Origin of the sequence: Bradyrhizobium sp. B025 (assembly GCF_042257955.1) — a bacterium.
In the GTDB taxonomy this organism is placed as follows: Bacteria; Pseudomonadota; Alphaproteobacteria; order Rhizobiales; family Xanthobacteraceae; genus Bradyrhizobium; species Bradyrhizobium diazoefficiens.
Genome location: NZ_CP170150.1, coordinates 306382 through 331729, shown reverse-complemented (window position 1 = coordinate 331729; position 25348 = coordinate 306382). Strand labels below are relative to the sequence as shown.

The following is a 25348-nucleotide window of genomic DNA, read 5'->3' as shown; positions in this document are numbered from 1 at the left end:
CCATGCACAGTAGAACTGCCCCGCCAGTCGGGGCTTGGCGCTGCGCCGCGAACACACTTGGCGCCCCTGTCCGGGGGTTCGCGATGAGGGGCGGGCACGCGAACGCTTTGCCCACCCTGCGACATCCGCGACAGCTCAGTAGTTGCTGGCCGCTGCCTCATTGGGGATGCCCTCGATCGGGCACTCGTCGGTCCCCGGCGTCGAGCGGGTCATCGCCTCGACCATGTCGCGCGTGCCTTCGGGATCCTTGATCCAGTTCTTGTAGAAATCGTACGGGCACGCCGCGACGCCGCGCGGGCTTTCGCCGGAATTGATCATGCCGGTGTAACCGCGGTGGACCAGCTTGTAGAGGTGGTTCTGCGACTGGCCATTGCGGCGCGCGTCGCGGATCAGATGCTTCGACAGCTGGGCGTACTGGATGCCGTAATCCTCTTCGCCGCACTCGCCGAGTGTGCGGCCGTCGAAACCTATGATCGCGGAGTGACCGAAGTAGGAATAGACGCCGTCGAAGCCGGCGGCATTAGCGACCGCGACATAGACATTGTTGGCCCATGCCATGGCCTTGGAAATCAGGACCTGCTGCTCCTTGGCCGGATACATGTAGCCCTGGCAACGCACGATCAGCTCGGCGCCCTTCATGGCGCAGTCCCGCCAGATCTCCGGATAGTTGCCGTCGTCGCAGATGATCAGGCTGACCTTGAGGCCCTTCGGGCCGTCGGAGACATAAGTGCAATTGCCGGGATACCAGCCCTCGATCGGCACCCAGGGCATGATCTTGCGGTACTTCTGGACGATCTCGCCCTTGTCGTTCATCAGGATCAAGGTGTTGTAGGGCGCCTTGTGCGGGTGCTCCTCGTGGCGCTCGCCGGTCAGCGAGAACACGCCCCACACTTTCGCCTTGCGGCAGGCCTCGGCGAAGATCGCGGTCTCTTCACCGGGCACCGCCGAGGCGGTCTCATACATCTCCTTGGAGTCGTACATGATCCCCTGAGTGGAGTATTCGGGGAAGATCACGAGGTCCATGCCGGGCAGGCCGACCTTCATGCCCACCACCATGTCGGCGATCTTGCGGGCGTTGTCGAGCACCTCGGCCTTGGTGTGAAGGCGGGGCATCTTGTAGTTCACCACTGCGACGCCGACGGTGTCGTTGCTGCTGGAAATGTCGCCGTGAAGCATTTTGACCGCTCCTGTTCTTGACTTGTTGTTCTGGGTTGGCCGCCGATCGAGCGGTCGCGTGGCGTCAGTGGCTGATCATCCAGGGGCGCGCCGTTGGAAAACCCTTGGCCCCGCTCCCGGTCTTGGTCATCAGCCGCGCCGGCTTCTTCTTGTCCGCCGAGCCCTTGTCCTTGACCGTCTTGCCCGTGGAGCAGCAGCCGCAACCGGGACCGTGCGAGGCCTTGTATTGCGCGAGCGTCTGCGGCGCGTGCGTGCTGCGCTCGTTGACGGCGTGCGCCTTGCGCTTCTCCGCCGGCATGCAGAAGAAATTCGGCGCGGTCAGGATCACCCGCGGCGCCATGGTCTCGCAATGCGGACAGCTTTGCGGATCGTCGCATTCCGCCATCGGGCGCAGGTCCTTGAAGGGACCGCAGTCGTCACAGAGATATTCATAGACCGGCATCGCATCATCCCCACGCTCTTGCCTGTTCAACACACCTGGCGGCGGATGCGGGGCGGCAGATACGCGCCGTCCCGCATCCCGTCGCGCAGGGATTACTTGTCCGGCGAGATCGGCATCTGGATATCGCCCGTGATGTGCTTGATGGGACCTGCCGCCGACGGCATCACGTCGAAGTCGAAGATCTCCGTCGGCAACCATAGCGTGGCGCAGGCGTTGGGCACGTCGACCACGCCGGAAATGTGCCCCTGGCACGGCGCGGTGCCGAGGATCGAGTAGGCCTGCGCGCCGGAGTAGCCGAACTTCTTCAGATACTCGATGGCGTTGAGGCAGGCCTGGCGGTAGGCGATGTGGACGTCGAGATAGTGCTGCTTGCCGGCCTCGTCGACCGAGATGCCCTCGAAGATCAGATAGTCCTTGTAGTTCGGCGTGATCGGCGACGGCTTGAAGATCGGGTTCTTGATGCCGTACTTCGCCATGCCATCCTTGATCACCTCGACCTTCAGATGCAGCCAGCCGGCCATCTCGATCGCGCCGCAGAAGGTGATCTCGCCGTCGCCCTGGCTGAAGTGCAGGTCGCCCATCGAGAGACCGGCGCCGGGCACATAGACCGGGAAGTAGATCTTCGATCCGCGCGACAGGTCCTTGATGTCGCAATTGCCGCCATGCTCGCGCGGCGGCACCGTGCGCGCGCCTTCGGCGCCGATCTTCGCCTTGACGTCGCCCTTGGCACGGCCGCCATGGGCGGTCGGCGCGAATGGCGGATTGGCAAGGCCGGGCACGCGGGTCGGGTTGGTCGAGATCAGCTCGGCCTCGCGCTTGTTCCACATATCCAGCATCTTCGGATCGGGCAGACAGCCGATCAGGCCGGGATGGATCAGGCCGGCGAAGTTGACGCCGGGAACGTGACGCGACGAGGTGTAGAGGCCCTTGATGTCCCAGATCGATTTCTGCGCCAGCGGGAAGTGGTCGGTGAGGAAGCCACCGCCGTTCTGCTTGGAGAAGAAGCCGTTGAAGCCCCACAGGCTCTCCTTGAGCGGGCCGACGTCGAGCAGGTCGACGACCAGAAGATCGCCGGGCTCGGCGCCCTTGACGCCGATCGGGCCGGAGAGGAAGTGCACGATCGACAGATCGATGTCGCGCACGTCGTCGGCGGAATCGTTGTTCTTGATGAAGCCGCCGGTCCAGTCATAAGTCTCGATGATGAAATCGTCGCCGGGATTGACCCAGGCCACGATCGGAATGTCGGGGTGCCAGCGATTATGCACCATGTCATTTTCGTAGGCCGACTTGGTGAGATCGACCTTGATCAGTGTCTCTGGCATCGAGATGCTCCCCTTTTACACGGTTGGTTAGACGGACAGATATTTGGAGACCTGCGCGGCATCGACGGCATCGCGCGGGTCGTCGCGGACGATCTCGCCGTTCTCGATGACCAGCACGCGGTCGGCGATATCGAGCGCGAAGCTCAGGACCTGCTCGGACACCACGATCGAGAGCCCCTTTTCGTCACGGATGCGCTTCAGGGTGCGCGCCATGTCCTTGATGATCGACGGCTGGATGCCTTCGGTCGGCTCATCCAGCAGCAGCGCCTTCGGCTTGGTCGCGAGCGCGCGGGCGATCGCGAGCTGCTGCTGCTGGCCGCCGGAGAGATTGCCGCCGCGGCGGCTCTTCATCTCCAGCAGCACCGGGAACAATTCGTAGATGTCTTCAGGCACCTCGGTGCCGCCGGAGACGACGAGGCCGGTCTCGATGTTCTCCTTCACCGTCATGGTCGAGAAGATCATGCGGCCCTGCGGCACATAGGCGAGGCCCTTGGCCACTCGCTCGTAGCTCGGCAGACCACCGAGCTCGGCGCCGTCCATGGTCACCGAGCCGCTCTTGGCGGGCAGGATGCCCATCAGCGATTTCATCAGCGTGGTCTTGCCCATGCCGTTGCGGCCCATGATCGCGACGATCTCGTTCGGCGCGACCTTGACGTTGAGCCCGTGCAGCACCTCGCTCTGGCCGTAGGCGACGTGAAGGTCTGAAATTGCCAGCATCATCGCGCTCCTAATGACCAAGATAGACTTCAACGACCTTGGGGTCGTTCTTCACCTTCTCCATGGTCCCCTCGGAGAGGATCTGGCCCTGGTGAAGCACGGTGACCTTGTGCGCGATGTCCTCGACGAACTTCATGTCGTGCTCGATCACCAGCACCGAGCGGTTCTTGATGATGCGGTTGAGCAACTCGGCCGTCTTGGCGCGCTCGGACACGCTCATGCCGGCGACGGGCTCGTCCAGCATCAAGAGGTCCGGGTCCTGGATCAGAAGCATGCCGATCTCGAGCCATTGCTTCTGGCCGTGGCTGAGCAGATCGGCGTTCACGTTGAGCCGATCCTTCAGGAAGATCATCTCGGCGACCTCGTGCACCCGGTCGCGCACGGCGGCGTCGCGGGTGAAGGTCAGCGCGCCGAACACGGAGCGGCCGCGGGGATATGAGATCTCCAGATTCTCGAACACCGTGAGATCGTCGTAGATCGAGGGGTTCTGGAACTTGCGGCCGACCCCGGTCTTGACGATCTCGTTCTCCTTCATCCGCGTCAGCTCCTTGCCGCGGAACTGGATCGAGCCCGACGTGGCCTTGGTTTTGCCGCAGATCAGATCGAGCACCGTGGTCTTGCCGGCGCCGTTGGGACCGATGATGACGCGGATCTCGTTCTCGTCGACGTAGAAGGAGAGATCATTGACCGCCTTGAACCCGTCGAACGACACGGTCAGTGCCTCGACCGCGAGCAGGAATTCCTTGGGCTGATGACCGACGAGCATGATCTATCTCCTCACTGCCAGCGTGGCATCGGCATCGTGATGACCGACGAGCATGACCTATCTCCTCACTGCCAGCATGGCATCGGCATCGTGGTGACCTACGAGCATGATGATCTCCTCACTCTGCCGGAGCGCCGTCGGCGACCGAGCTTTCGGTCCAGCCCTCGGGTTTCGGTTTGCGTGACGAGATCAGGCGATCGATGCGCGGCTGCACATAGTCGCCCCAGATCCCGGCAAGGCCGTTCGGGAAGGCCAGGACCACGGCGATGAACAATCCGCCGAGGCCAAACAGCCACAATTCGGGAAAGGTTTCCGACAGGCTGGTCTTGGCGAAGTTGACCAGCAGCGTGCCGTAGATCGCGCCCAGGATCGACAGCCGGCCGCCGACCGCGGTGTAGATCACCATTTCGATCGAGGGCACGATGCCGACGAAAGAGGGCGACATGAAACCGACGTTCAGCGCGAACATGGCGCCGCCGATCGCGGCGAAGACCGCGGCGATGCAGAAGGCGAAGATCTTGAAGTTCGCGACGCTGTAGCCGGAGAAGCGAACCCGGTCCTCCTTCTCGCGCATCGCGACCAGGATGCGCCCCAGCTTGGAGTGCCGGACGAACTGCGCGATCATGATGCAGGCGAACAGCAGTCCGACCTCGAAGAAGTACAGCACGATCTTGGCGTGGTCGGGCCGGATGTCCCAGCCCTTCAGCGTGCGCAGATCGGTCATGCCGTTGATGCCGCCGGTGTAACCCTGCTGTCCGACGATCAGGATGGTGAGGATGGCGGCGACGGCCTGGGTGATGATGGCGAAGTAGGTGCCGCCGACCCGGCGCTTGAACATCGCGGTGCCGATGATGAGAGCGAAGATGCCGGGCACGAGAATGATGGCGGCGATGGTAAAGGTGAGGCTGTTGAAGGGCTTCCAGAAGAACGGCAGCGCGGTGATCTGATTCCAGTCCATGAAATCGGGGATGCCGGGGGTCGACTGGATCTTGGTGTTCTCCACGCTCGATGCCTCGAGCTTGAGGAACATCGCCATGCAGTAGCCGCCGAGCCCAAAGAACACGCCCTGACCGAGGCTTAAGATGCCGCCATAGCCCCAGCAGATCACCAGCCCCAGCGCGACGAATGCATAGGTCAGGTATTTCGCGACCAGATTGAGCCTGAAGACATCGAGCGAGAGCGGCAGCACCACCACCAGGAACACCGCGAGCACCAGAATTCCGATGAGCTCCGATCGATTGAAGAACCGATTGTCGGTCATTGCATCAGCCCCATTTTCTTACTTCCGGACCTTGAGGGCGAACAGCCCCTGCGGCCGCAGCATCAGGATTCCGACAACGGCGAGCAGCGTCAGCACCTTGGCCATCGAGCCCGACATGAAGAACTCGAGGGTGGATTGCGTCTGCGAGATCGAGAAGGCGGAGGCGATGGTGCCGAGCAGGCTCGCGGCGCCGCCGAACACGACCACCAGGAACGTGTCGACGATGTAGAGCTGACCGGAGGTCGGCCCGGTCGAGCCGATCATGGTGAAGGCGCTGCCCGCGATGCCGGCGATGCCGCAGCCGAGGCCGTAGGTGTAGCGATCGACCTTTTCGGTGTTGATGCCGACGGCGCCGGCCATGATGCGGTTCTGCACGACGGCGCGCACCTGCCGGCCCCAGCGCGATTTGTACATCACATAGGCGACGCCCAGCGTGATCAGCACGGTGAGGCACATCACGAAGACGCCGTTGATCGGCACTTCGATGCTGTCGGTCACGTGCAGCGAGCCGAGCATCCACTGCGGCAGCTCGACGCCGACCTCGCGCGCGCCGAACACGGAACGATAGGCCTGCTGCAACATCAGGCTGAGGCCCCAGGTGGCGAGCAGCGTATCGAGCGGGCGCTTGTAGAGGTGCCGTATCAGCACCCATTCCACCAGCATTCCCAGCGCGCCGGACGCGACGAAGGCCAGGATCATCGCGAGGAAGAAGTAGCCGCTGAACAGGCTCGGCAAATAGGACTGGAAGAAATTCGAGGTCATCCAGGTGACGTAGGCCCCGAGGATCATGAACTCGCCATGGGCCATGTTGATGACGCCCATCTGGCCGAAGATGATCGCAAGACCGAGCGCCATCAGCACGTAGACCGAGAACAGGATCAGTCCCGCAAAACCCTGCATGACGAAGATGGAGCCAAGGTCGCCAATCGAGTAGTCGCCGAACATCGATGTCCTCCGTCAGGGAAAGGGTCCCGCGTCGCGAGCAGGTTCGCGACGCGGGGGTCTTGGGCATGGACTTGCGATCCACGCCAGGGAGCGGTTTTGCCTCGAGGGAGACGCGGCAGAGGCCGCGCTCTGACTGGTAGCGCTTCTTACTGGTAGCCCTTGGGGAACGGATCCGGCTCGACGAGATCGGCGGTCTCGTAGATCAGCTCGAACTGGCCATCGAGCTTGGCGCGGCCCACCCGGGTCTTCGACCAGAGGTGATGGTTCTCGTGGATGCGCACATAGCCTTCCGGAGCACCCTTGAACTCGACGCCCGGCGAAGCCGCCGCGATCTTGTCGACGTCGAACGAGCCGGCCTTCTCGACCGTCAACTTCCACAGCCACGGGCCGAGATAGGCAGCCTGGGTGACGTCTCCGATCACGGTCTTCTCGCCCCACATCTTCTTGAACGCGGGCACGAAAGTCTTGTTGTTCGGATTGTCGAGCGACTGGAAGTACTTCATGCAGGCATAGGCGCCTGCGATATTCTCGCCACCGATGCCGTCGATTTCGTCTTCGGTCACCGAGATCGTCAGCAGCGGCTGCTTGGCGAGGTCGATGCCGGCAGCCTTGAGCTGCTTGTAGAACGCGACGTTGGAACCGCCGACGACGTCAGTGAAGATCACGTCGGGCTTGGTCAGCTTGATCTTGTTGATGACCGAATTGAACTGGGTGTTGCCGAGCGGATAATACTCCTCGCCGACGACCTTGCCCTTCAGCACGTTCTCGACGTGCTTGCGCGCGATCTTGTTCGAGGTGCGCGGCCAGATGTAGTCGGAGCCGATGAAGAAGAACGACTTCGCGCCCTTCTCCTTGGCGATCCAGTTCAGGCCCGCGAGAATCTGCTGGGTCGCCTCCTGGCCGGTGTAGATCACGTTCTTGGACTGCTCGAGGCCTTCGTAGAAGGTCGGGTAGTAGAGCATGCCGTTGTACTGCTCGACGACCGGCAGCACCGCCTTGCGCGAGGCCGAGGTCCAGCAGCCCATGATCGCCGCGACCTTGTCGTTGACCAGCAGCTTCTTGGCCTTCTCGGCGAAGGTCGGCCAATCGCTGGCCCCGTCCTCCTGGATGAACTTGATCTTGCGGCCGAGCACGCCGCCCATGGCGTTGATCTGCTCGATGGCGAGCTTTTCGGCTTCGATCGAGCCGGTCTCGGAGATCGCCATGGTGCCGGTCGCCGAATGCAGGATGCCGACTGTCACCTCGGTGTCGGTGACCGCGAGACCCGTGGTATTGACCGCCGAGGTCGCCGGAGCCTGTGCAAAAGACGCCCGCGGCAGCATCGTGATGGCCGGCACGGCTGCCATTCCCATCAATAATTTGCGCCGGAGCGGCGACAACAGGCCCTTGTTTGCTTCGTCTGACATGAGCACCCCACTTTTGTTCGAGGACACGCGATTGGTGCCGTGAGGATGGCTCGAATTTGTGCAGCGCAAGCATACGCAAGATCGCGTATACTGCACCGCAAAATGCCGACGTAGGCTTTTGGTACGGGATTTGCGAGGGATCCGGGTCGTATCGGGAGTGGGATTAAGTGGCAGGGCGGCAGCGAATAGACCGCGTCAGGCGCCAGTACAACCAATGGGTCGCCAACCAGACGCTGGAAGACTACGCGCTGCGCTTCACGGCCAAGAGTGCGCGTCGCTGGTCCACCGCCCGCGTTGCCAACACCGCGCTGGGCGCGATCTCGTTCCTGGCGATGGAGGCGATCGGCGGCACCATCACCCTGAACTACGGCGTCACCAACGCCACCGCCGCGATCCTCGTGGTCTCGACCATCATCTTCTGCTGCGGCGTGCCGATTGCCTATTATGCCGCCAAATGCGGCATCGACATTGACCTGCTGACGCGCGGCGCTGGTTTCGGCTACATCGGCTCGACCGTCACCTCACTGATCTACGCGTCCTTCACCTTCATCTTCTTCGCGATCGAAGCGGTGATCCTGGCGTCCGCGCTCGAGATGTGCTTCGGGATTCCGAGGCCGGTCGGCTATCTCATCAGCGCGGTCGTCATCATCCCGCTGGTGGCCTACGGCATCACGCTGATCAGCCGCTTCCAGCTCTGGACCCAGCCACTCTGGATCATTCTGCACATCCTGCCCTTTGCGGCGATCGCCTGGGCCAACCCCTACTCGTTCACGGAGTGGCGCAAGTTCTCGGGCGAGCACGGCGACCTCAACGGACATTTCGATCTGCTGCTGTTCGGTGTTGCGGCCTCGGTCGTGTTTTCGCTGGTGGCGCAGATCGGCGAGCAGGTCGACTTCCTGCGATTCCTGCCGCGCGACCGTCGGGCCTCCAGGACCTCCTGGTGGATCGCACTGATGAGCGCGGGCCCCGGCTGGATCGTGCTCGGCGCGCTGAAATTGCTGGCCGGCTCGTTCCTCGCCTTCTTCGCGCTCAGCCACGGCGTGCCGCCCGAAGAGGCCGCCGAGCCGGCGCATATGTATCTCGAAGCATTTCGATACGTGCTGTCACAGCCCGACCTCGCGCTGGCGCTGACCGGCACCTTCGTGATCCTGTCGCAGGTCAAGATCAACGTCACCAACGCCTATGCCGGCTCGATCGCCTGGTCGAACTTCTTCTCGCGCCTGACCCACAGCCATCCCGGCCGCGTGGTCTGGCTGGTCTTCAACGTCATCGTGGCGCTGCTGTTGATGGAGATCGGCGTCTACAAGGCGCTGGAGCAGACGCTCGCGCTCTATTCCAACGTCGCGATCGCCTGGGTCGGCGCGCTGGTCGCCGACCTCGTCATCAACAAGCCACTTGGATTGCGGCCACAGCAGATCGAGTTCAAGCGCGCGCATCTCTACGACATCAATCCGGTCGGCGTCGGCGCGATGACGATCGCGACCATTATCTCCATCAGCGCCTTCTACGGCCTGTTCGGGCCGACCGCGAAGGCGCTGTCGGCCTTCATCGCGCTGGCGGTTGCCTTCCTCGCCGCCCCCCTGATCGCATGGACGACCGGCGGCAAATACTACATCGCGCGCAAGCCGAAGCGGAGCTGGCAGAACATCGAGGCGATCCAGTGCTGCATCTGCGAGCACTCGTTCGAACCGGAGGACATGGCCTCCTGCCCCGCTTACGCCGGGCCGATCTGCTCCCTGTGCTGCTCGCTCGACGCCCGCTGCCACGACCTCTGCAAGCCGCATGCGCGCGTACAGACGCAATTCTCCGAGACGCTCGGCAAGATCCTGCCGCAGCCGATCTACCGGCGGATCAATTCGCAGCTCGGCCATTACATCGGCGTGTTCGTGATCTCGGCCGGCCTCGTCGCGCTCGTGCTGGGGCTGATCTATCTCCAGACCTCCGCGAGCGCGCATGGCGAGAACATGCTCGTCTCCGACGTGCTGTGGAAGGTGTTCTTCTCGCTCAGCATCATCATCGGCGTGGTGGCCTGGCTGTTCGTGCTGGCGCAGCAGAGCCGGCGGGCCGCGGAGGCCGAGACGCGGCGGCAGACCACGCTGCTGATCCAGGAGATCGACGCGCACAAGCGCACCGACGCCGAGCTCCAGCGCGCCAAGGAGGTCGCCGAATCCGCCAACCTCGCCAAGAGCCGCTATGTCGTCGGCCTCAGCCACGAGCTGCGCTCGCCGCTGAATGCGATCAGCGGCTATGCGCAGCTCCTCGAGCAGGATACGACGCTCAACACCAAGCCGCGCGACCAGGTCCGCGTGGTTCGCCGCAGCGCCGATCATCTCTCCGGCCTGATCGACGGCATCCTGGACATCTCCAAGATCGAGGCGGGGCGACTGTATCTCTCGCGCGACGAGGTTCGCCTCAGCGAATTCCTCGACCAGCTCGTCGGCATGTTCCGTCTTCAGGCCGCCGCCAAGGGCATCGACTTCGTGTTCAGGCGTCCCGCCCACTTGCCGGTCGTGGTCTATGCCGACGAGAAGCGGCTGCGCCAGGTGCTGATCAATTTGCTCTCCAACGCGATCAAATTCACCCAGACCGGCAGCGTGCAGTTCGTGGTGCACTATCGCAGCCCCGTTGCCGAATTCGAAGTGATCGACACCGGTCCCGGCATCCAGGGCGACGATCTCGAACGCATCTTCGCGCCGTTCGAACGCGGCGCCCTCGGTGTCTCGCAGCCGCAGACCGGAACGGGCCTCGGGCTGACCATCAGCCGGCTGCTCGCCGGCGTCATGGGCGGCGACATCAAGGTCATGAGCACGGTCGGCACCGGCAGCACGTTCAAGGTCAAGATCCTGCTGTCGGAGGTCGCCAATCCCCAGCGCATCGCGCCGGTGGAGGCGCCGGTCTCCGGCTATCACGGCGCGCGCAAGACGATCCTGATCACCGACGACGACCCCGTTCATCGCGACCTCCTGCGCGAAGTGCTGACGCCGCTCGGCTTCATCCTGCTCAGCGCCACCGACGGCCCGGGCTGCCTCGCGCTGGCGCAGCATTGCCGGCCCGATCTGTTCCTGCTCGATATCTCCATGCCCGGCATGGACGGCTGGACGGTCGCGGAGACGCTGCGCGCGAGCGGCCATCACCAGGCCCGAATCCTGATGGTCTCGGCGAGCGCGCTGGAGGCTCACGGCACGCCGCTGGCGCAACCGTTCCACGACGGCTATCTGATGAAGCCGATCGACATTCCGCGGCTGCTGGAGACGATCCGCCAACTGCTCAAGATCGAATGGCAATACGGCTCGGACGAGATCGCGGTGCCGTTCTGGCAGCCCGAGAGCGGCTCACGGCCGCCGGTGCGACACATCGAGGAGCTGATCGGGCTCGGCCAGATCGGCTACGTCAAGGGCATCCAGCTGAAGCTCGACGAGATCGGCAGCGAGCATCCGGAGCATGCCGACTTCGTCGCCCAGATGCGATCGCTGGTCGACCGCTTCGATCTCGACCAGTACATGACCACATTGAAGACGTTGCATGCGCATGAGCATTGAGTCAAAGAAGCGCGACGTCGCGCTCGTTGTCGATGACTCTCCCGAGACGCTGCGGCTGCTCACCGACGCGCTCGACGGCGCCGGGATGACGGTGATGGTGGCGCTCGACGGCGCGGCGGCGATGCGCATCGTCGAGCAGATCACGCCCGACATCGTGCTGCTCGATGCGGTGATGCCCGGCATCGACGGCTTCGAGACCTGCCGCCGCCTCAAGCGCGATGCGGGCCTTGCCAACGTCCCCGTGATCTTCATGACGGGCCTCGCCGAAACCGAGCATATCGTGCGCGGGCTGGACGCCGGCGGCGTCGACTACGTGACCAAGCCGATCGTGATCGAGGAGATGCTGGCGCGCATCCGTGTCCATCTCGGCAACGCCCGCCTGACCCAGAGCGCGCGCGCCGCGCTCGACGTCTCCGGCCGCTTCCTGTTCGCGGTCAACCGGCAGGGCAGCATCCTCTGGGCGACCCCGCAGGCGCAGAAGCTGCTGTCCGATCACCACGGGGCCCAGGCCGACGACTTTGCCCTTCCGCCATCGCTGCTGCACTGGCTGGAGCAGGCCAAGGGCAAGGGCAGCTCGAAGTCGCAAGGCGCTTCCTTGCCCGACAATCCGCAACTCCGGTTCTATTACATGGGCGAAACCGCGCCGAACGAGTTCCTGCTACGGCTGTCCAAGGAATCCGGCACCGCGTTGCCGCCGGAATTCACCAGCGAGCTCGGCCTCACCACCCGCGAAGGGGAAGTGCTGGCCTGGCTCAGCAAGGGCAAGACCAATCGCGACATCGCGCAGATCCTGGGATTGAGCCCGCGCACGGTCGACAAGCATCTCGAGCAGATCTATGCGAAGCTGGGCGTGGAGAACCGGACTGCGGCGGCGGCGATTGCGACGAGCGCAACGCGGAGAAATTCGTAGCCGCGGCGCGAATGAGTTGGGACACACCACTAACCCAACAAACGGTGTCGTCCCGGACAAGCGCAGCGCCCGACAACGCGTAGCGTTGTCTAGAGCGGAGCGCTGATCCGGGATCCATAGCCACAGGGAGACGTTTGGCGAAGACTCGGAGTTGCCTGCTCGCCCTACGACCACTGCCTGGGAGTATGGGTCCCGGGCTCGCTTCGCGCCCCGGGACGACAGTGGCGTGCGTGACAACGGCCATCGCCCCTACAGGAACAACCCCTTCACCCGTATACGAACGCCTTGTCATCCAGATCCGTCTTCGGGATCTCGTCCTTTTCGGTCCAGTAATCCTGGCTGTGCTGCCATTCCGGCTTGTCGCCGCGCTTGGGCAGCAGGTTCATGTTGCGCATCATGTAGCCGGGGTTGAAGTTCTCCGGATCGATCCAGGGCAGGATCGGCATGTTGTGGTCTTCGGGGCGCAAGCTCACCTCGACCTTCTTTTTGCCCTTCGCCTTCATATGTCCGAGCAGACGGCAGACGAAATCGGCGACGAGGTCGACGCGCAGCGTCCAGCTGGCGCGGAAATAGCCGAACACCCAGACCATGTTCGGCACGCCCGTGAACATCATGCCGCGATAGGTGACGGTCTCGCCGAAGGCGAGCGGCTTGCCGTCGATCTCGAAGGCGATGTCGCCGAGCGCCGCGAGATTGAAGCCGGTCGCGGTGACGATGATATCGGCCTCCAGCAGCTTGCCCGACTTGAGCTGGATGCCGTTCTCGACGAAGCATTCGATCTCGTCGGTGACGACGGAGGCCTTGCCGCTGGCAATCCCCTTGAACAGATCGGCATCGGGCACGAAGGCGATGCGCTGCCGCCACGGCCGGTAGCTCGGCGTGAAGTGCGTCTCGACATCGTAATCCGGCCCAAGCACCGCGCTGATCTGGCCGATCAGTTCCTTCTTCACCTGCTCGGGCCTGGACACGCAGAGCTTCGTGAACGCATCCTGCTCGAACAGGATCTTGCGGCGGACGATCTCGTGGATCCATGCTTCATCCACCTGGAGCCGACGCAGCTCCTCGGCGATCTCGATGGCGTTGCGGCCGAGGCGGAAATAGGTCGGCGAGCGCTGCAGCATGGTGACATGCGCGCAATCGTCCGCGATGTTCGGCACCAGCGTCGCTGCGGTCGCGCCCGAGCCAATCACGACGACCTTCTTGCCGGTGAGGTCGATGTCATCAGGCCAGGTCTGCGGATGGACGATGCGGCCCTTGAAGCGATCCATGCCCTTCCACTCGGGCGTGTAACCCTCGGAATGGCGATAATAGCCCTGGCACATCCAGAGGAAGTTTGCGGTGAAGGTCTTTGCTTCACCGGTATCGGTCGTGACCGCTTCGATGGTCCAGAGGTTTTGGTCGCTCGACCAGCTCGCGGAATTGATCTTGTGCTTGTAGCGGATGTGGCGGGCGATATCGTTGTCCTCGATCACCTCGTTCATATAAGCGAGGATCTCCTCGGCGGTCGCAATGGGCGGCCCGACCCAGGGCTTGAAGCTATAACCGAAAGTGTGGAGGTCGCTGTCCGAGCGGATGCCGGGATAGCGATGCGTGCTCCAGGTGCCGCCGAACGTCGCTTGCGTTTCCAGGATGACGTAGCTCGTGCCCGGCAGGTGCTTTGTGACGTGATAGGCGCTGCCGATGCCGGAGATGCCGGCGCCGACGATCAGCACGTCGAAATGCTCTGAAACCTGTTTGGCCGTGGCGTGACTGCGAACAGCGACATTCATTGTTGCTTCTATGCCTTGCTTGTTTTTGTGGCCGCCCTTGATTGAGCGACGCGTTTCCTCCGCGACAGGCATGGTCGCCCATCGCGCTTCCGCTACAAAATGACATAGATCAAGTTGCGGTCAAATCACAGCGCCGCACCCCAGCTCCGCGCGGTCTGCAAGATCCAGTCGCGGTAGAGCGTGAGCGGCGTGACGCCGGTCAACCCGCCGCAGCCAGCCGCGCCATTCGGCCCCGTGGACCAGCTGATGAGGCCGACGAGCATGGCGCCGTTCGGCTTGTCCTCGAACACGGGACCGCCGGAATCACCGGTGCAGGCGCCGATTCCGTCGCGAACACCGTTGGTTACGGGATCGACCAGCCGGATCTGAAGCGTGCCGGGCTGGCCGGTGGCGACGAGGCCCGCGACCCGCGTCGCGCCGCCGCTCTTGCCATCACCGCGCACGGTGACGCCAATACCGGCGATGACGAAGCGGCTGCCGACCTGGATTGGAATACTCGGCATGCCGACCGGCACCGTCGATTTTCCCTTGAGTGGAATTTCCAGTTGCAGCAGCGCCACGTCGGCGGTGGCGCGATGCGCCTGCATCGCCTGCATGTTGAAGTTCGGATGGATCGCGACGGTGCGGACGTTCAGCAATTGCGGCTGGCCGTCGGTGCCGCGATCCACGATCTTGTAGTCCGCGCCGGGCTGCACGCAGTGGGCGACGGTAAGCACGAGTTTTGGTGCGATCAGGCTGCCAGTGCAGAAATTGCCGCGCGAGCCGACGATGGTGACGACGGCGCGCGCAACGCCGTCGGCTTGCGGCGTGCCGCCGCCGACGATGGCATGGGCGGGCGTGGCGAGCAGCAGCGCCGCGATGATGGGAGTTGCAAGCTTCTTCATGGGAACACGTTTTGGCGGCGGCCTCGGTGAGGGCGGATTGCTTCGGACTGGCCCTTGCCGATAGCGCATGCTAGCCCTCTTGGAAAGGAATTGACGAGGGCAGGACATTGGCGATCGAGGCGGTGATCTTTGATTTTGGCGGCGTGCTGACGAGCTCGCCGTTCGAGGCGTTCGCGCGGTTCGAGACCGAGCGTGGGCTGCCCATCGACATCATCCGGCGCACCAACGCGGCCAATCATCTGGAGAACGCCTGGGCCAGGTTCGAGCGCGCCGAGGTCGACATCGACACCTTCGACACGTTGTTCGCGGAGGAGTCGCGCGCGCTCGGCGCGGAGGTGCGCGGCCGCGACGTGCTGCCGCTGCTTCAGGGCGATCTGCGCCCCGAGATGGTCGAAGCGTTGAAGCGAATCAAGGCCGGGCTCAAGACCGGCTGCATCACCAACAACCTGCCTGCCAACGCTATCGGCAGCATGACCGGGCGCTCGCTCTACATTGCCGAGGTGATGGTGCTGTTCGACCACGTCATCGAGTCCGCCAAGATCGGCCTGCGCAAACCCGACCCACGCATTTACAAGATGATGGTCGAGACGCTGAAGGTCGATCCGGGAAATTGCGTCTATCTCGACGATCTCGGCGTCAATCTGAAGCCCGCGCGTGAGATGGGTATGACCACCATCAAAGTCGCCAGCGGCGCCCAGGCGATTGCCGAGCTCGAGGCGGCGACAGGGTTGAAGCTGACATAGTTCGCGAAGGCTGTAGGGTGGGCAAAGAGAAGCGTGCCCACCAATTCCATTGGGACAAGCAGATGGTGGGCACGGCGCTTTCGCGCCTTTGCCCACCCTACGAGAGCCTACTCCGCCGCGGCGGAGATTCGCTCCGGAAACGCTGCGGCGAGCGAGGCGCGGTCGGGCTTCAGCACACCGCGCTCGGTGATGAGACCGGTGACGAGGCGAGCAGGCGTCACGTCGAAGGCGTAGTTCGCGACCGGCGAGTTCTCGGGCACGATGCGCACCGTCTCCAGCCTCCCGTCGGCGGTGCGGCCGGTCATATCGGTGACCTCCACGCCGCTGCGCTGCTCGATCGGGATGTCGCGGATGCCGTCATGGACGGCGAAATCGATCGTCGGCGACGGCAGCGCGACGTAGAACGGCACGCCGTTGTCATGCGCGGCGAGCGCCTTGAGGTAAGTGCCGATCTTGTTGCAGACGTCGCCATTGGCGGCGACGCGGTCGGTGCCGACGATGGCGAGATCGACCATGCCGTGCTGCATCAGATGGCCGCCGGTATTGTCGGGGATCACCGTGTGCGGCACGCCGTGATGGCCGAGCTCCCAGGCGGTGAGCGAGGCACCCTGGTTGCGCGGGCGCGTCTCGTCGACCCAGACATGGACCTTGATGCCGCGCTCATGCGCGAGGTAGATCGGCGCCGTCGCGGTGCCCCAGTCGACGGTGGCGAGCCAGCCGGCGTTGCAATGGGTCAGCACGTTGACGACCTCGCCCGGCTTCTTTGCCGCGATCGCCTCGATCAGCGCCAGGCCGTTGGCGGCGATGCCGCGGTTGATCTCGACGTCCTGCTCGACGATCTCATCGGCGCGCGCATAGGCCGCCTCCGCTCGTTCCAGCGGATCGATCGGCGCGAGCGCCGCGCGCATCTCGTCCAGAGCCCATTTCAGATTGATTGCGGTCGGGCGGGCCACGACGAGCGTCTCGTAGGCACGCTTCAGGCCGACATCGGAACTGTCCTCGCGCATGGCAAGCGCCATGCCATAGGCTGCCGTCGCGCCGATCAGCGGCGCGCCGCGCACCAGCATGTCGCGGATGGCTACTGCCGCGTCGTCACAGGAGGTCAGGCGCGCGACGACGAACTCATGCGGCAGCCGGCGCTGGTCGATCGCGCCGACCGACCAGCCGTCGCGCTCGCGCCAGATGCTGCGGAAATGCTTGCCGTCAACCTTCATGGCTTTCTGCCTTTCGTCTCAGCCGCGTAGCACGCGCCCTGCTACGGCATCGAGCTTCTTCAGAAGCTCGGGATCACGCGCCTCGGGCGCAGTGATCAGCGCGGTGTCGAGCGCGCGGTCCGAACCGATCGGGCACGGCTCATGCTCGCGCGGGAAATCCTTTGCCAACCGCGCCACCAGCGCCTTCGCCTTGTCGGCGTTCGAGGTCAGCACGCGGATGATGTCCTGCACGGTAACGGCGTCATGGTCGGGATGCCAACAGTCGAAATCCGTCACCATCGCGACCGTGGCGTAGCAGATCTCCGCTTCGCGCGCGAGCTTCGCCTCGGGCATGTTGGTCATGCCGATCACGGAATAGCCAAGCGTCTTGTAGGTCATGCTCTCCGCATAGGTCGAGAACTGCGGCCCCTCCATGCAGACATAGGTGCCGCCGCGCGCGATTGCGATACCCTCGGCCTCGGCCGCCGCGGCAAGATGGATGCGCAGCCGCGGCGAGACCGGATGGGCCATCGACACATGCGCGACGCAGCCGCGGCCGAAGAACGAGCTCTCGCGCTTGTGGGTGCGGTCGACGAATTGATCGACGAGCACGAAGGTGCCGGGCGGCATCTCTTCCTTGAACGAGCCGCAGGCCGACAGCGAGATCAGGTCGGTGACGCCGGCGCGCTTCAGCACGTCGATATTGGCACGGTAGTTGATGTCGGTGGGCGACAGCCTGTGGCCCTTGTCGTGCCGCGGCAGGAACACGATCGGCAGGCCTGCGATGGTCCCGCGCCGCAGGGGCGCCGAAGGCTCGCCCCACGGGCTCTTGATCACCTCTTCGTGCGCGCCCTCGAGGCCCGGCAGGTCATAGATGCCGGAGCCACCGATGATGCCCAATACCGCCTGCGTCATGCCTGCTCCACCCTGTCCGCTACGTGCGACATGGTTAAGCTATGCCAGTTTTGCGGCGGTTTTGGAACGGGGGTGGGGGAACGATGCGCGTGAGGGGCGTGAGGCGCTCGTAACACGTTCGGTGTCGTCCTGGCGAAAGCCAGGACCCATACCGCGAGGTCCATCGATGGGGCGCGATATCAATCCCGAACGACCAAACTTCGCCAAACTCCTGCCTGGGGTAATGGGTCCTGGCTTTCGCCAGGACGACCCCGGGGAGACAGCTGTGCGCTTAGCTAAGCCGCGGTCGCCGGCTGCAGCTGGGTCATCACCATCCGCTCCAGCGTCTCGACGGACTGGAAATTCTCCGGCGTGATCTCCGACTGCGGAATGGTGAAATCGAATTCGGCTTCGACGCCGAGCATCAGATTGACCATGTCCATTGAGGTCAGGCCGACATCGACGAGCTTGGCCTGCGGCGTGACGTCCGCGGCGAGCGCGTTCTGTTCAAGGATGCCCTTCACCAGCTTGATGATGCGATTGCGCACGTCGGTATTGAAGGCCTGCATCGGCAAATTCCCGTTTGTCTAGTCGGTCCGGACTGCCGCCTACGATGGTCAGGGACGGCCGATCCCGCAATGGCCGGCACCATTACTTCGCGTTTCTTAGTAAACGATGACTCAGATTGTCGGGAATCCGGACATCTTCCAGATCCCTAACGCGATCGCGGAAATTCCGGCCATGCCAACAACCCGACCTTAACTGTTCGTTCGGAATTTGGCTTTGTTTACCCTGTATTTCATCGACGAATTTGAATTAAATCCGTAGCCTCGTCTCACAAGCAAAGATGGCCGGAGGATCGCTTACGCGGCATCGCGAATGATGCCGGCGATCTCGAACGGCAAACCGGAGGCGGACGAGCATGAACGTGCGTGAAGCAGTTCTCACTGTCGACGAAACGCAGACGAACCTCCTCGAGCAGGGTCCCTCCCTGATCGAGCGCGTCGCCCGAACCGCGGTAGCGGCAGCGGCCGACGCAGACGGGGTCGATCGCGACGCCCGCTTCCCGCACAAGGCTTTCGACGTCGCGCGTGAGCAGAAATTGCTCGGCGTCATGATCCCGGTCGAGTTCGGCGGCTTCGGCGCCTCGATCTACGACGTCACCGACATCTGCTACACGCTCGGGCGCGCCTGCGCCTCGACCGCGATGATCTACGCGATGCACCAGACCAAGGTCGCCTGCGTCGTCAGGCACGGCCACGGCATTCCCTGGATGGAAACCATGATGCGCCGGGTCGCCCGCGACCAGTGGCTGCTCGCCTCCTCCACCACCGAAGGCCAGAACGGCGGCAACATCCGCGCCAGCGCTGCCGCCGTCGACGTCGCCGGCGACACCGTCTCGCTGGTGCGCGACGCCACCGTGATCTCCTACGGCGCCGAGGCCGACGGCCTCGTCACCATCGCCCGCCGCGCCACCGACGCCGCCGCCTCGGACCAGGTGCTGCTGGCGCTCGCCAAGGACGATTATTCGCTGAAACGTACGCTGGGCTGGGAAACGCTCGGCATGCGCGGCACCTGCTCCACCGGATTCGAGCTGAAGGTCGACTGCCCGACCGACCGCGTCTTCCCGGAAGCCTACGACAAGATCCATGCCCAGACGATGACGCCGTTCGCGCATCTGTGCTGGTCCTCGGCCTGGGCCGGCATTGCCGCCGCGGCCGTGACGCGCGCGCAGGCCTTCATCCGCAAGGCGGCCCGCAGCTCCGGGGGCCAGATGCCGCCGGCAGCAGCGCACTTCACCGCGGCAAAAATGTCGCTGGCAAAGCTCCGCGCGCTGATCGCCGCCAATATCGAGGCCTTCGCCCGCGCCGAGCATGACGAGCGCGCACTCGGCTCGCTCGACTTCCAGTCGTCGATCACGCTGCTGAAGGTGCAAGCTTCCGAGCTCGCGGTCGAGACCGTGATGCATGCGATGCGCACCGCGGGCCTCTCCGGCTACCGCAACGACGGCGAGTTCACCATGGGCCGCCACCTGCGCGACGTGCTGTCGTCGCCGATCATGATCAACAACGACCGTATCCTGGCCAACGCTGCGACCTCGACGCTGATGAGCGGCATTCCGGCGAGCCTGCGGGACTGACAAGTTTTCGAGACTGACGTGCCTTCGTCCAACAAGAATAATTTCAGATAGCAGGAAGTCGAACATGAACATTGCTGTTCTCCCCAACTCGCCTGACACCGCACCGCAAATCGCCGATCCGCTCGATCATCTCGCCGACAAGCTGTTCCACAGCATGGGCTCGGACGGTGTCTACGCCCGCACCGCGCTCTATGAGAGCATCGTCGAGCGGCTCGCCGCGCTGATCACCAGCCATCGCGAAGCCGGCACCGAAGCGCTGCGCTTCCCACCTGTGATGAGCCGCGCCCAGCTCGAGAAGTCCGGCTATCTCAAGAGCTTTCCGAACCTGCTCGGATGCGTCTGCGGCCTGCACGGCACCGAGCGTGAGATCAACGCCGCGGTGAGCCGTTTCGATGCCGGCGGCGACTGGACCACGTCACTGTCGCCGGCCGACCTCGTGCTGTCGCCGGCCGCCTGCTACCCTGTCTATCCGATCGCGGCGAGCCGCGGCCCCTTGCCGAAGGGCGGTCTCCGCTTCGACGTCGCCGCCGATTGCTTCCGCCGCGAGCCGTCGAAGCATCTCGACCGGCTGCAATCGTTCCGGATGCGCGAATATGTCTGCATCGGCACGCCCGACGACGTTTCCGATTTCCGCGAGCGCTGGATGGTGCGCGCGCAGGCGATCGCCCGCGATCTCGGCCTGACCTTCCGCGTCGACTACGCCAGCGATCCCTTCTTCGGCCGCGTCGGCCAGATGAAGGCGGTGAGCCAGAAGCAGCAGCAGCTCAAGTTCGAGCTCCTGATCCCGCTGCGCTCGGAAGAGCAGCCGACCGCCTGCATGAGCTTCAACTATCACCGCGAGCATTTCGGCACCACCTGGGGCATCCAGGACGCCAATGGCGAGCCGGCCCACACCGGCTGCGTCGCCTTCGGCATGGACCGGCTCGCGGTCGCCATGTTCCACACCCACGGCACCGATCTTTCCGCCTGGCCCGCCAAGGTACGGGACATCCTGGGCCTGCAGCCGCATGTTGCGGCCGGCGCCCATGGCGAAGGCTGGCGCTAGAGCATGATCCGGAAAAGTGCGAAGCGGTTTTCCGAAAAAATCATGCTGAAACGATAGACCAAACGAGGCCGACCATTTCCACGGGTAAGACGAGCGTGATCCACACCAAGGTTCGATGCCGCGAGATTACCGAGTCCGATGTCGATGCCATCGCGGACTTGCTGACGCGCGGCTTCGTGGGCCGCTCGCGCAACTATTGGATCCAGGGCCTGCGCCGGCAGGCCTTCCGGCCGGTGCCGGAGGGCTATCCGCGCTTCGGCTACATGATCGACAATGACGGCACGCCGGTCGGCGTGCTGCTGCTGATCTACACGGCACGGAAGAACGGTGAAGAGACCGCGATCCAGTGCAACCTGTCGAGCTGGTATGTCGATCCGGCGTATCGCAACTACGCCCCGCTGCTGACCAAGATCGCGCAGCGGCACAAGGACGTGACCTATCTCAACATCAGCCCGGCGCCGTGGACCTGGCCGATCATCGAGACGCAGGGCTTCCGTGCCTATTGCCGCGGCATATTCTTTTCGGTGCCAGCGCTGGCGCGGCCCCCGCGCTGGAGCAAGATCGAAGTCATCTCGCAGCACGCCAAGACGATCGAGGGACTTTCCGAGGCCGAGACTGAACTGCTGACGCGGCATGCGCGCTACAATTGCCTCAGCCTCGTCTGCCGCACGCCGCAGGGAACCTTCCCGTTCATCCTGCAACCGGTGCGCATCCGCCGCGGCTTCATCGCGCCGCCCGCGATGAAGCTGATCTACTGCCGCAGCGCCGCCGAATACGCCGCCTGCGCAGGCCGCATCGGCCGGCTGCTGCTGCGGCTCGGCAAGATCTCGGTGGCGGTCGATGCCAACGGCCCGGTTCCCGGCCTCGTCGGTATTTATACCGAGCGGCGTGGCCGCAAATATTTCAAGGGTCCGCACCAGCCGCAGCTCGCCGATCTCACCGACACGGAACTCGTGCTCTACGGGCCGTGAGGGCAGATGCCGCCACACTCAGTGTCGTCCCGGCGAAGGCCGGGACCCATACCGCGTGATCTGTCTGTAAGCGCGGGGTGCTAGTACCGCGGGAAAACCTGTTCACTACTAGTCTTCGCCAAACCTCTCCCTATGGTTGTGGGTCCCGGCCTTCGCCGGGACGACACCAGAAAATATGTTGCGCCCTCTCGGCCAACTCTTGCAGGCACCTTTGCAATCCGGAGACGCTCTCCACCGCCGGTCACCCTCCGTAAACTACTGCGCTTAAGGGAATTTTCCCGGGTCTCCGTTACCCTCGGCGCTCGAATTACGCTGCGTTAAGTCTATTGCCCGCCGAGATCACGCCGACCCCATGACGTCGACCCGCGACAACGAGCTTGGTGCACGCCGCGAGCAGGGCCCGGAGGCCCTGGTCGCGCTGAGCCAGCTTGCGCTCGACCACATGGAGCAGGGTGTCTGCGTCTACGATGCCGACAACAGGATCGTGCTGGTCAACCAGCGCTACCTGTCGCTGTTCGACATGTCGGCCGATGTCGTGCGGGTGGGTGCGAGCTATCGCGAGGTGCTCGCGCACAGCGCGACGCGTGGGAATTTTCCGGAAAGCGAGCTCGACTCGCTGTATTCGACGCGGATCGCGCAGATCGCGGCGGGCAAGCCGTTCCGTACCGAGCAACGGCTGGCGACTGGCCTCGTCATGGCACTCGAGCTGAAGCCGCTTCCCGGCGGCGGCTGGATGACGATCTGTGACGACGTCAGCCGCCTCGCCCGGCTCGAGGCGGAATTGCGCGTGCAGACAGAACGCAGCCAGCATGCGCTCGCCAACATGTCTCACGGCCTCATCATGTATGACGCCGACAGCCGCGTCGTCGTCTGCAACGAACGCTTCCTGAAACTCTACAACCTCGACCCAGAAGTCGTGAAGCCGGGCGTCACGCACAGCGCGGCCATCGAACACTGGCTCTCGCGCGGCAACACGCCGGGCATGTCGGCCGACGAATTCCACGACACCAGGCTCGAGGACGTGCGCAGCCGGAAGGCGAAGACGCTGCTGGTGATGCGCTACGACGGGCGGATGGTGCAGGCGGTCTCCCGCTTCCTGCCCGACGGCGGCTGGGTGACGGTACACGAAGACGTCACCGAGCGGCTGAAATACGAGGAGACGCTGAGGCAGCAGAACTTCATCCTCGACGCGGCGATGGAGAACATGGCGCACGGGCTCGCCTTCTACGACAGCGACATGCGCCTGCGCGTCTGCAACACCACCTACCGCAAGATCTACTGGCTGTCGCCGGAGGAAACCAGGCCCGGCACGCATCTCGGCGAGCTGATCGAAAGATCGATGGCGAACGGCGCGTTCGTTTCGGAATACAGTCCGCGACAGCTCCTGGAAGCCGCCAGCGCGAAGATCGCGAACCGCGATTCCTCGCCGATGCGCCGGCGCATGACGAACGACACCGTGATCTCGGTGCGCTACTGCGCCCTGGCCGAGGGCGGCTTCGTCGCCACCTATGAAGACATCACCGAGCGCGAGCGCGCGATCGAGGAACTGAGCGAACAGTATCGCCGCTTCGACGCGGCGCTGAACAACATGAGCCAGGGCCTGTGCATGCTCGATTCGAGCCTGCGCGTGATCGTCTGCAATCGCCGCTATATCGAGATGTACGGGCTGTCGCCCGACGTGGTGAAGCCGGGCATTTCGATGCGCGAGATCATGGATCACAGCTGCGAGCTCGGCATCCATCCGGACACGACCGGCGCCAAGCTCTATGCCGATTATGTCGAAAGGCTGCGCGAGGGCGAACACACGCTGCACCGCCATTTGAGCGACGGCCGTATCATCAAGCTCAACCACAAGCGGATGGAGCTTGGCGGCTGGGTCGTCACCTATGAGGACGTCACCGAGCGCCACAAAGCCCAGGCCCGCGTCGCGCACATGGCCCGGCACGATTCACTCACCGACCTGCCCAACCGCACGCTGTTCCGCGAGAAGATGGGCGAGGGACTGAACCAGGTCGCGATCGCCGGCGGCGCCATGGCCGTGCTGTGCTTCGACCTCGACAATTTCAAGACCGTCAACGACAGGCTCGGCCATGCCGCCGGCGACCGCTTGCTGCGCTGGGTCGCCGCGCGCCTGAAGGAGAATGTCGGCGAGCACGACACCGTCGCCCGCCTCGGCGGTGACGAGTTCGCCGTTCTCCAGCGCGGCCCGCAGCCACAGTCGGCCGAAAAGCTCGCCCGCCGCCTGGTCGAGATCATCGGCCACCCGCCGCCGCTGGAAAGCCAGTCGATCCATGTCGGCGTCTCCGTCGGCATCGCGATCGCGCCCGACCACGGGCTCGATGCCGACGAGCTGATGAAATGCGCCGATCTCGCGCTGTACCAGGCCAAGGCAAGGGGGCGCGGCGCCTATCAGCTGTTCGAACCCGAGATGGAGGAAGAGGCCCGCAGCCGGCACGCGCTCGAGCACGACCTGCGCGGCGCACTGGAGGCGCGTGAATTCCACCTGGTGTTCCAGCCACAGGTGCGGCTCGAGTCCTCGGAGCTCACCGGCTTCGAGGCGCTGCTGCGCTGGAAGCATCCCTCGCGCGGCTTCGTCTCGCCGGCCGAATTCATTCCGATCGCCGAAGAGAACGGACTGATCGTTCCGATCGGCGAATGGGTGCTGCGCACGGCCTGTGCGACCGCGGCGTCATGGCCCGATGTCACGGTCGCGGTGAACCTGTCGCCGGTGCAGTTCCGCGCGCGCGGGCTGGCGGCGATGGTCACAAGCGCGCTCGCGGAAGCCGGCCTGCCGCCGCAGCGGCTCGAGCTCGAGGTCACCGAGACCGCGCTGCTCGACGACAGCGAGGCGACGATCGAGATCTTGCACCAGCTTCGCGCGCTCGGCGTGCGCGTCAGCCTCGATGATTTCGGCGTCGGCTATTCCTCGCTGAGCTATTTGCGCAAGTTTCCGTTCGACCGCATCAAGATCGACCGCTCCTTCGTCGGCACGCTCGGCGAAAGCCCGGAGAGCGTCGCCATCGTTCGCACCATCGCAAGCCTTGGCTCCGTGCTCGGCGTCGAGACCACGGCTGAGGGTGTGGAGACCGAGGAGCAGCTCGACTTCGTGCGCGAATGCGGCTGCACCGCGGTGCAGGGCTATTACTTCGGCAGACCGTGCCCGGCGGCCGAGGTTGCACGTACCATCGAGACGCTGAACGCGGTTCGCCGCGTGGCGTAAGGACG

General features: G+C 64.1%; 20 protein-coding genes. 7 read left to right on the top strand and 13 right to left on the bottom strand.

What is annotated here, in order from left to right; all coding sequences use genetic code 11:
• Positions 1–135 precede the first annotated feature (135 nt).
• From ACE10W_RS01490 to urtA, 8 genes are all read right to left on the bottom strand, one after another.
• Positions 136–1176, bottom strand: a complete 1041-nt coding sequence (locus ACE10W_RS01490) for an aliphatic amidase (RefSeq protein ID WP_304550283.1) — start codon at positions 1174–1176, stop codon at positions 136–138.
• Positions 1177–1240: 64 nt separating this feature from the next.
• Positions 1241–1618, bottom strand: coding sequence for a zinc ribbon domain-containing protein (locus tag ACE10W_RS01485; protein ID WP_304550281.1), 378 nt, complete (start codon positions 1616–1618; stop codon positions 1241–1243).
• 92 nt (positions 1619–1710) lie between these two features.
• Positions 1711–2940 (bottom strand): formamidase, encoded by a 1230-nt coding sequence (fmdA, locus tag ACE10W_RS01480; RefSeq protein ID WP_161532941.1) that lies wholly within the window; start codon positions 2938–2940, stop codon positions 1711–1713.
• Between the two features lie 27 nt (positions 2941–2967).
• Complete coding sequence (gene urtE, locus ACE10W_RS01475) at positions 2968–3657, bottom strand: urea ABC transporter ATP-binding subunit UrtE (protein ID WP_304550280.1); 690 nt, start codon at positions 3655–3657, stop codon at positions 2968–2970.
• 10 nt (positions 3658–3667) lie between these two features.
• Positions 3668–4423 carry an urea ABC transporter ATP-binding protein UrtD gene (gene urtD / locus ACE10W_RS01470; RefSeq protein ID WP_011083791.1) on the bottom strand — a complete coding sequence of 252 codons (756 nt, stop codon included), beginning with the start codon at positions 4421–4423 and terminating at the stop codon, positions 3668–3670.
• 118 nt (positions 4424–4541) lie between these two features.
• Positions 4542–5684 carry an urea ABC transporter permease subunit UrtC gene (urtC, locus tag ACE10W_RS01465; protein WP_028172642.1) on the bottom strand — a complete coding sequence of 381 codons (1143 nt, stop codon included), beginning with the start codon at positions 5682–5684 and terminating at the stop codon, positions 4542–4544.
• An 18-nt stretch (positions 5685–5702) separates the two neighbouring features.
• A complete protein-coding gene (urtB, locus tag ACE10W_RS01460) occupies positions 5703–6629 on the bottom strand; it encodes an urea ABC transporter permease subunit UrtB (protein ID WP_011083789.1) in 927 nt (308 codons plus the stop codon).
• Between the two features lie 146 nt (positions 6630–6775).
• Complete coding sequence (gene urtA, locus ACE10W_RS01455) at positions 6776–8035, bottom strand: urea ABC transporter substrate-binding protein (protein ID WP_038965210.1); 1260 nt, start codon at positions 8033–8035, stop codon at positions 6776–6778.
• A 167-nt stretch (positions 8036–8202) separates the two neighbouring features.
• Here urtA and ACE10W_RS01450 point away from each other — a divergent pair, with 167 nt between their 5' ends.
• A complete protein-coding gene (locus ACE10W_RS01450; RefSeq protein WP_304550277.1) occupies positions 8203–11574 on the top strand; it encodes an ATP-binding protein in 3372 nt (1123 codons plus the stop codon).
• Positions 11558–12484, top strand: a complete 927-nt coding sequence (locus ACE10W_RS01445) for a response regulator transcription factor (RefSeq protein ID WP_161532938.1) — start codon at positions 11558–11560, stop codon at positions 12482–12484. Before ACE10W_RS01450 ends, ACE10W_RS01445 begins: the two co-directional genes overlap by 17 nt.
• A 266-nt stretch (positions 12485–12750) precedes the next feature.
• Here the strand turns inward: ACE10W_RS01445 and ACE10W_RS01440 are convergent, their stop codons facing one another.
• Together ACE10W_RS01440 and ACE10W_RS01435 are read right to left on the bottom strand one after the other, a co-directional pair.
• Positions 12751–14253 (bottom strand): NAD(P)/FAD-dependent oxidoreductase, encoded by a 1503-nt coding sequence (locus ACE10W_RS01440; RefSeq protein ID WP_304550276.1) that lies wholly within the window; start codon positions 14251–14253, stop codon positions 12751–12753.
• 125 nt (positions 14254–14378) lie between these two features.
• Positions 14379–15137, bottom strand: a complete 759-nt coding sequence (locus ACE10W_RS01435) for a trypsin-like serine protease (RefSeq protein WP_304550275.1) — start codon at positions 15135–15137, stop codon at positions 14379–14381.
• Between the two features lie 107 nt (positions 15138–15244).
• Between ACE10W_RS01435 and ACE10W_RS01430 the strand changes: the two genes are divergently transcribed.
• Positions 15245–15880 (top strand): HAD-IA family hydrolase, encoded by a 636-nt coding sequence (locus tag ACE10W_RS01430; RefSeq protein ID WP_304550274.1) that lies wholly within the window; start codon positions 15245–15247, stop codon positions 15878–15880.
• A gap of 107 nt (positions 15881–15987) precedes the next feature.
• On the opposite strand, the gene mtnA is transcribed toward ACE10W_RS01430, so the two are convergent.
• From mtnA to ACE10W_RS01415, 3 genes are all read right to left on the bottom strand, one after another.
• A complete protein-coding gene (mtnA, locus tag ACE10W_RS01425; RefSeq protein WP_304550272.1) occupies positions 15988–17094 on the bottom strand; it encodes an S-methyl-5-thioribose-1-phosphate isomerase in 1107 nt (368 codons plus the stop codon).
• Between the two features lie 18 nt (positions 17095–17112).
• On the bottom strand, positions 17113–17988 hold the full coding sequence (locus ACE10W_RS01420) for an S-methyl-5'-thioadenosine phosphorylase (RefSeq protein ID WP_304550271.1): 876 nt from the start codon (positions 17986–17988) through the stop codon (positions 17113–17115).
• Positions 17989–18263: 275 nt separating this feature from the next.
• Complete coding sequence (locus tag ACE10W_RS01415; protein ID WP_011083780.1) at positions 18264–18536, bottom strand: phosphopantetheine-binding protein; 273 nt, start codon at positions 18534–18536, stop codon at positions 18264–18266.
• 353 nt (positions 18537–18889) lie between these two features.
• Between ACE10W_RS01415 and ACE10W_RS01410 the strand changes: the two genes are divergently transcribed.
• The 4 genes from ACE10W_RS01410 (at position 18890) to ACE10W_RS01395 (ending at position 25343) form a co-directional block, all read left to right on the top strand.
• A complete protein-coding gene (locus ACE10W_RS01410; RefSeq protein ID WP_161532933.1) occupies positions 18890–20107 on the top strand; it encodes an acyl-CoA dehydrogenase family protein in 1218 nt (405 codons plus the stop codon).
• A gap of 64 nt (positions 20108–20171) precedes the next feature.
• Positions 20172–21152: an amino acid--[acyl-carrier-protein] ligase gene (locus ACE10W_RS01405; protein ID WP_011083778.1), complete on the top strand. Its 981-nt coding sequence runs from the start codon at positions 20172–20174 to the stop codon at positions 21150–21152.
• A gap of 95 nt (positions 21153–21247) precedes the next feature.
• Positions 21248–22123 carry a hypothetical protein gene (locus ACE10W_RS01400; protein WP_011083777.1) on the top strand — a complete coding sequence of 292 codons (876 nt, stop codon included), beginning with the start codon at positions 21248–21250 and terminating at the stop codon, positions 22121–22123.
• Between the two features lie 352 nt (positions 22124–22475).
• On the top strand, positions 22476–25343 hold the full coding sequence (locus ACE10W_RS01395) for a PAS-domain containing protein (RefSeq protein WP_304550269.1): 2868 nt from the start codon (positions 22476–22478) through the stop codon (positions 25341–25343).
• Positions 25344–25348: the final 5 nt, after the last annotated feature.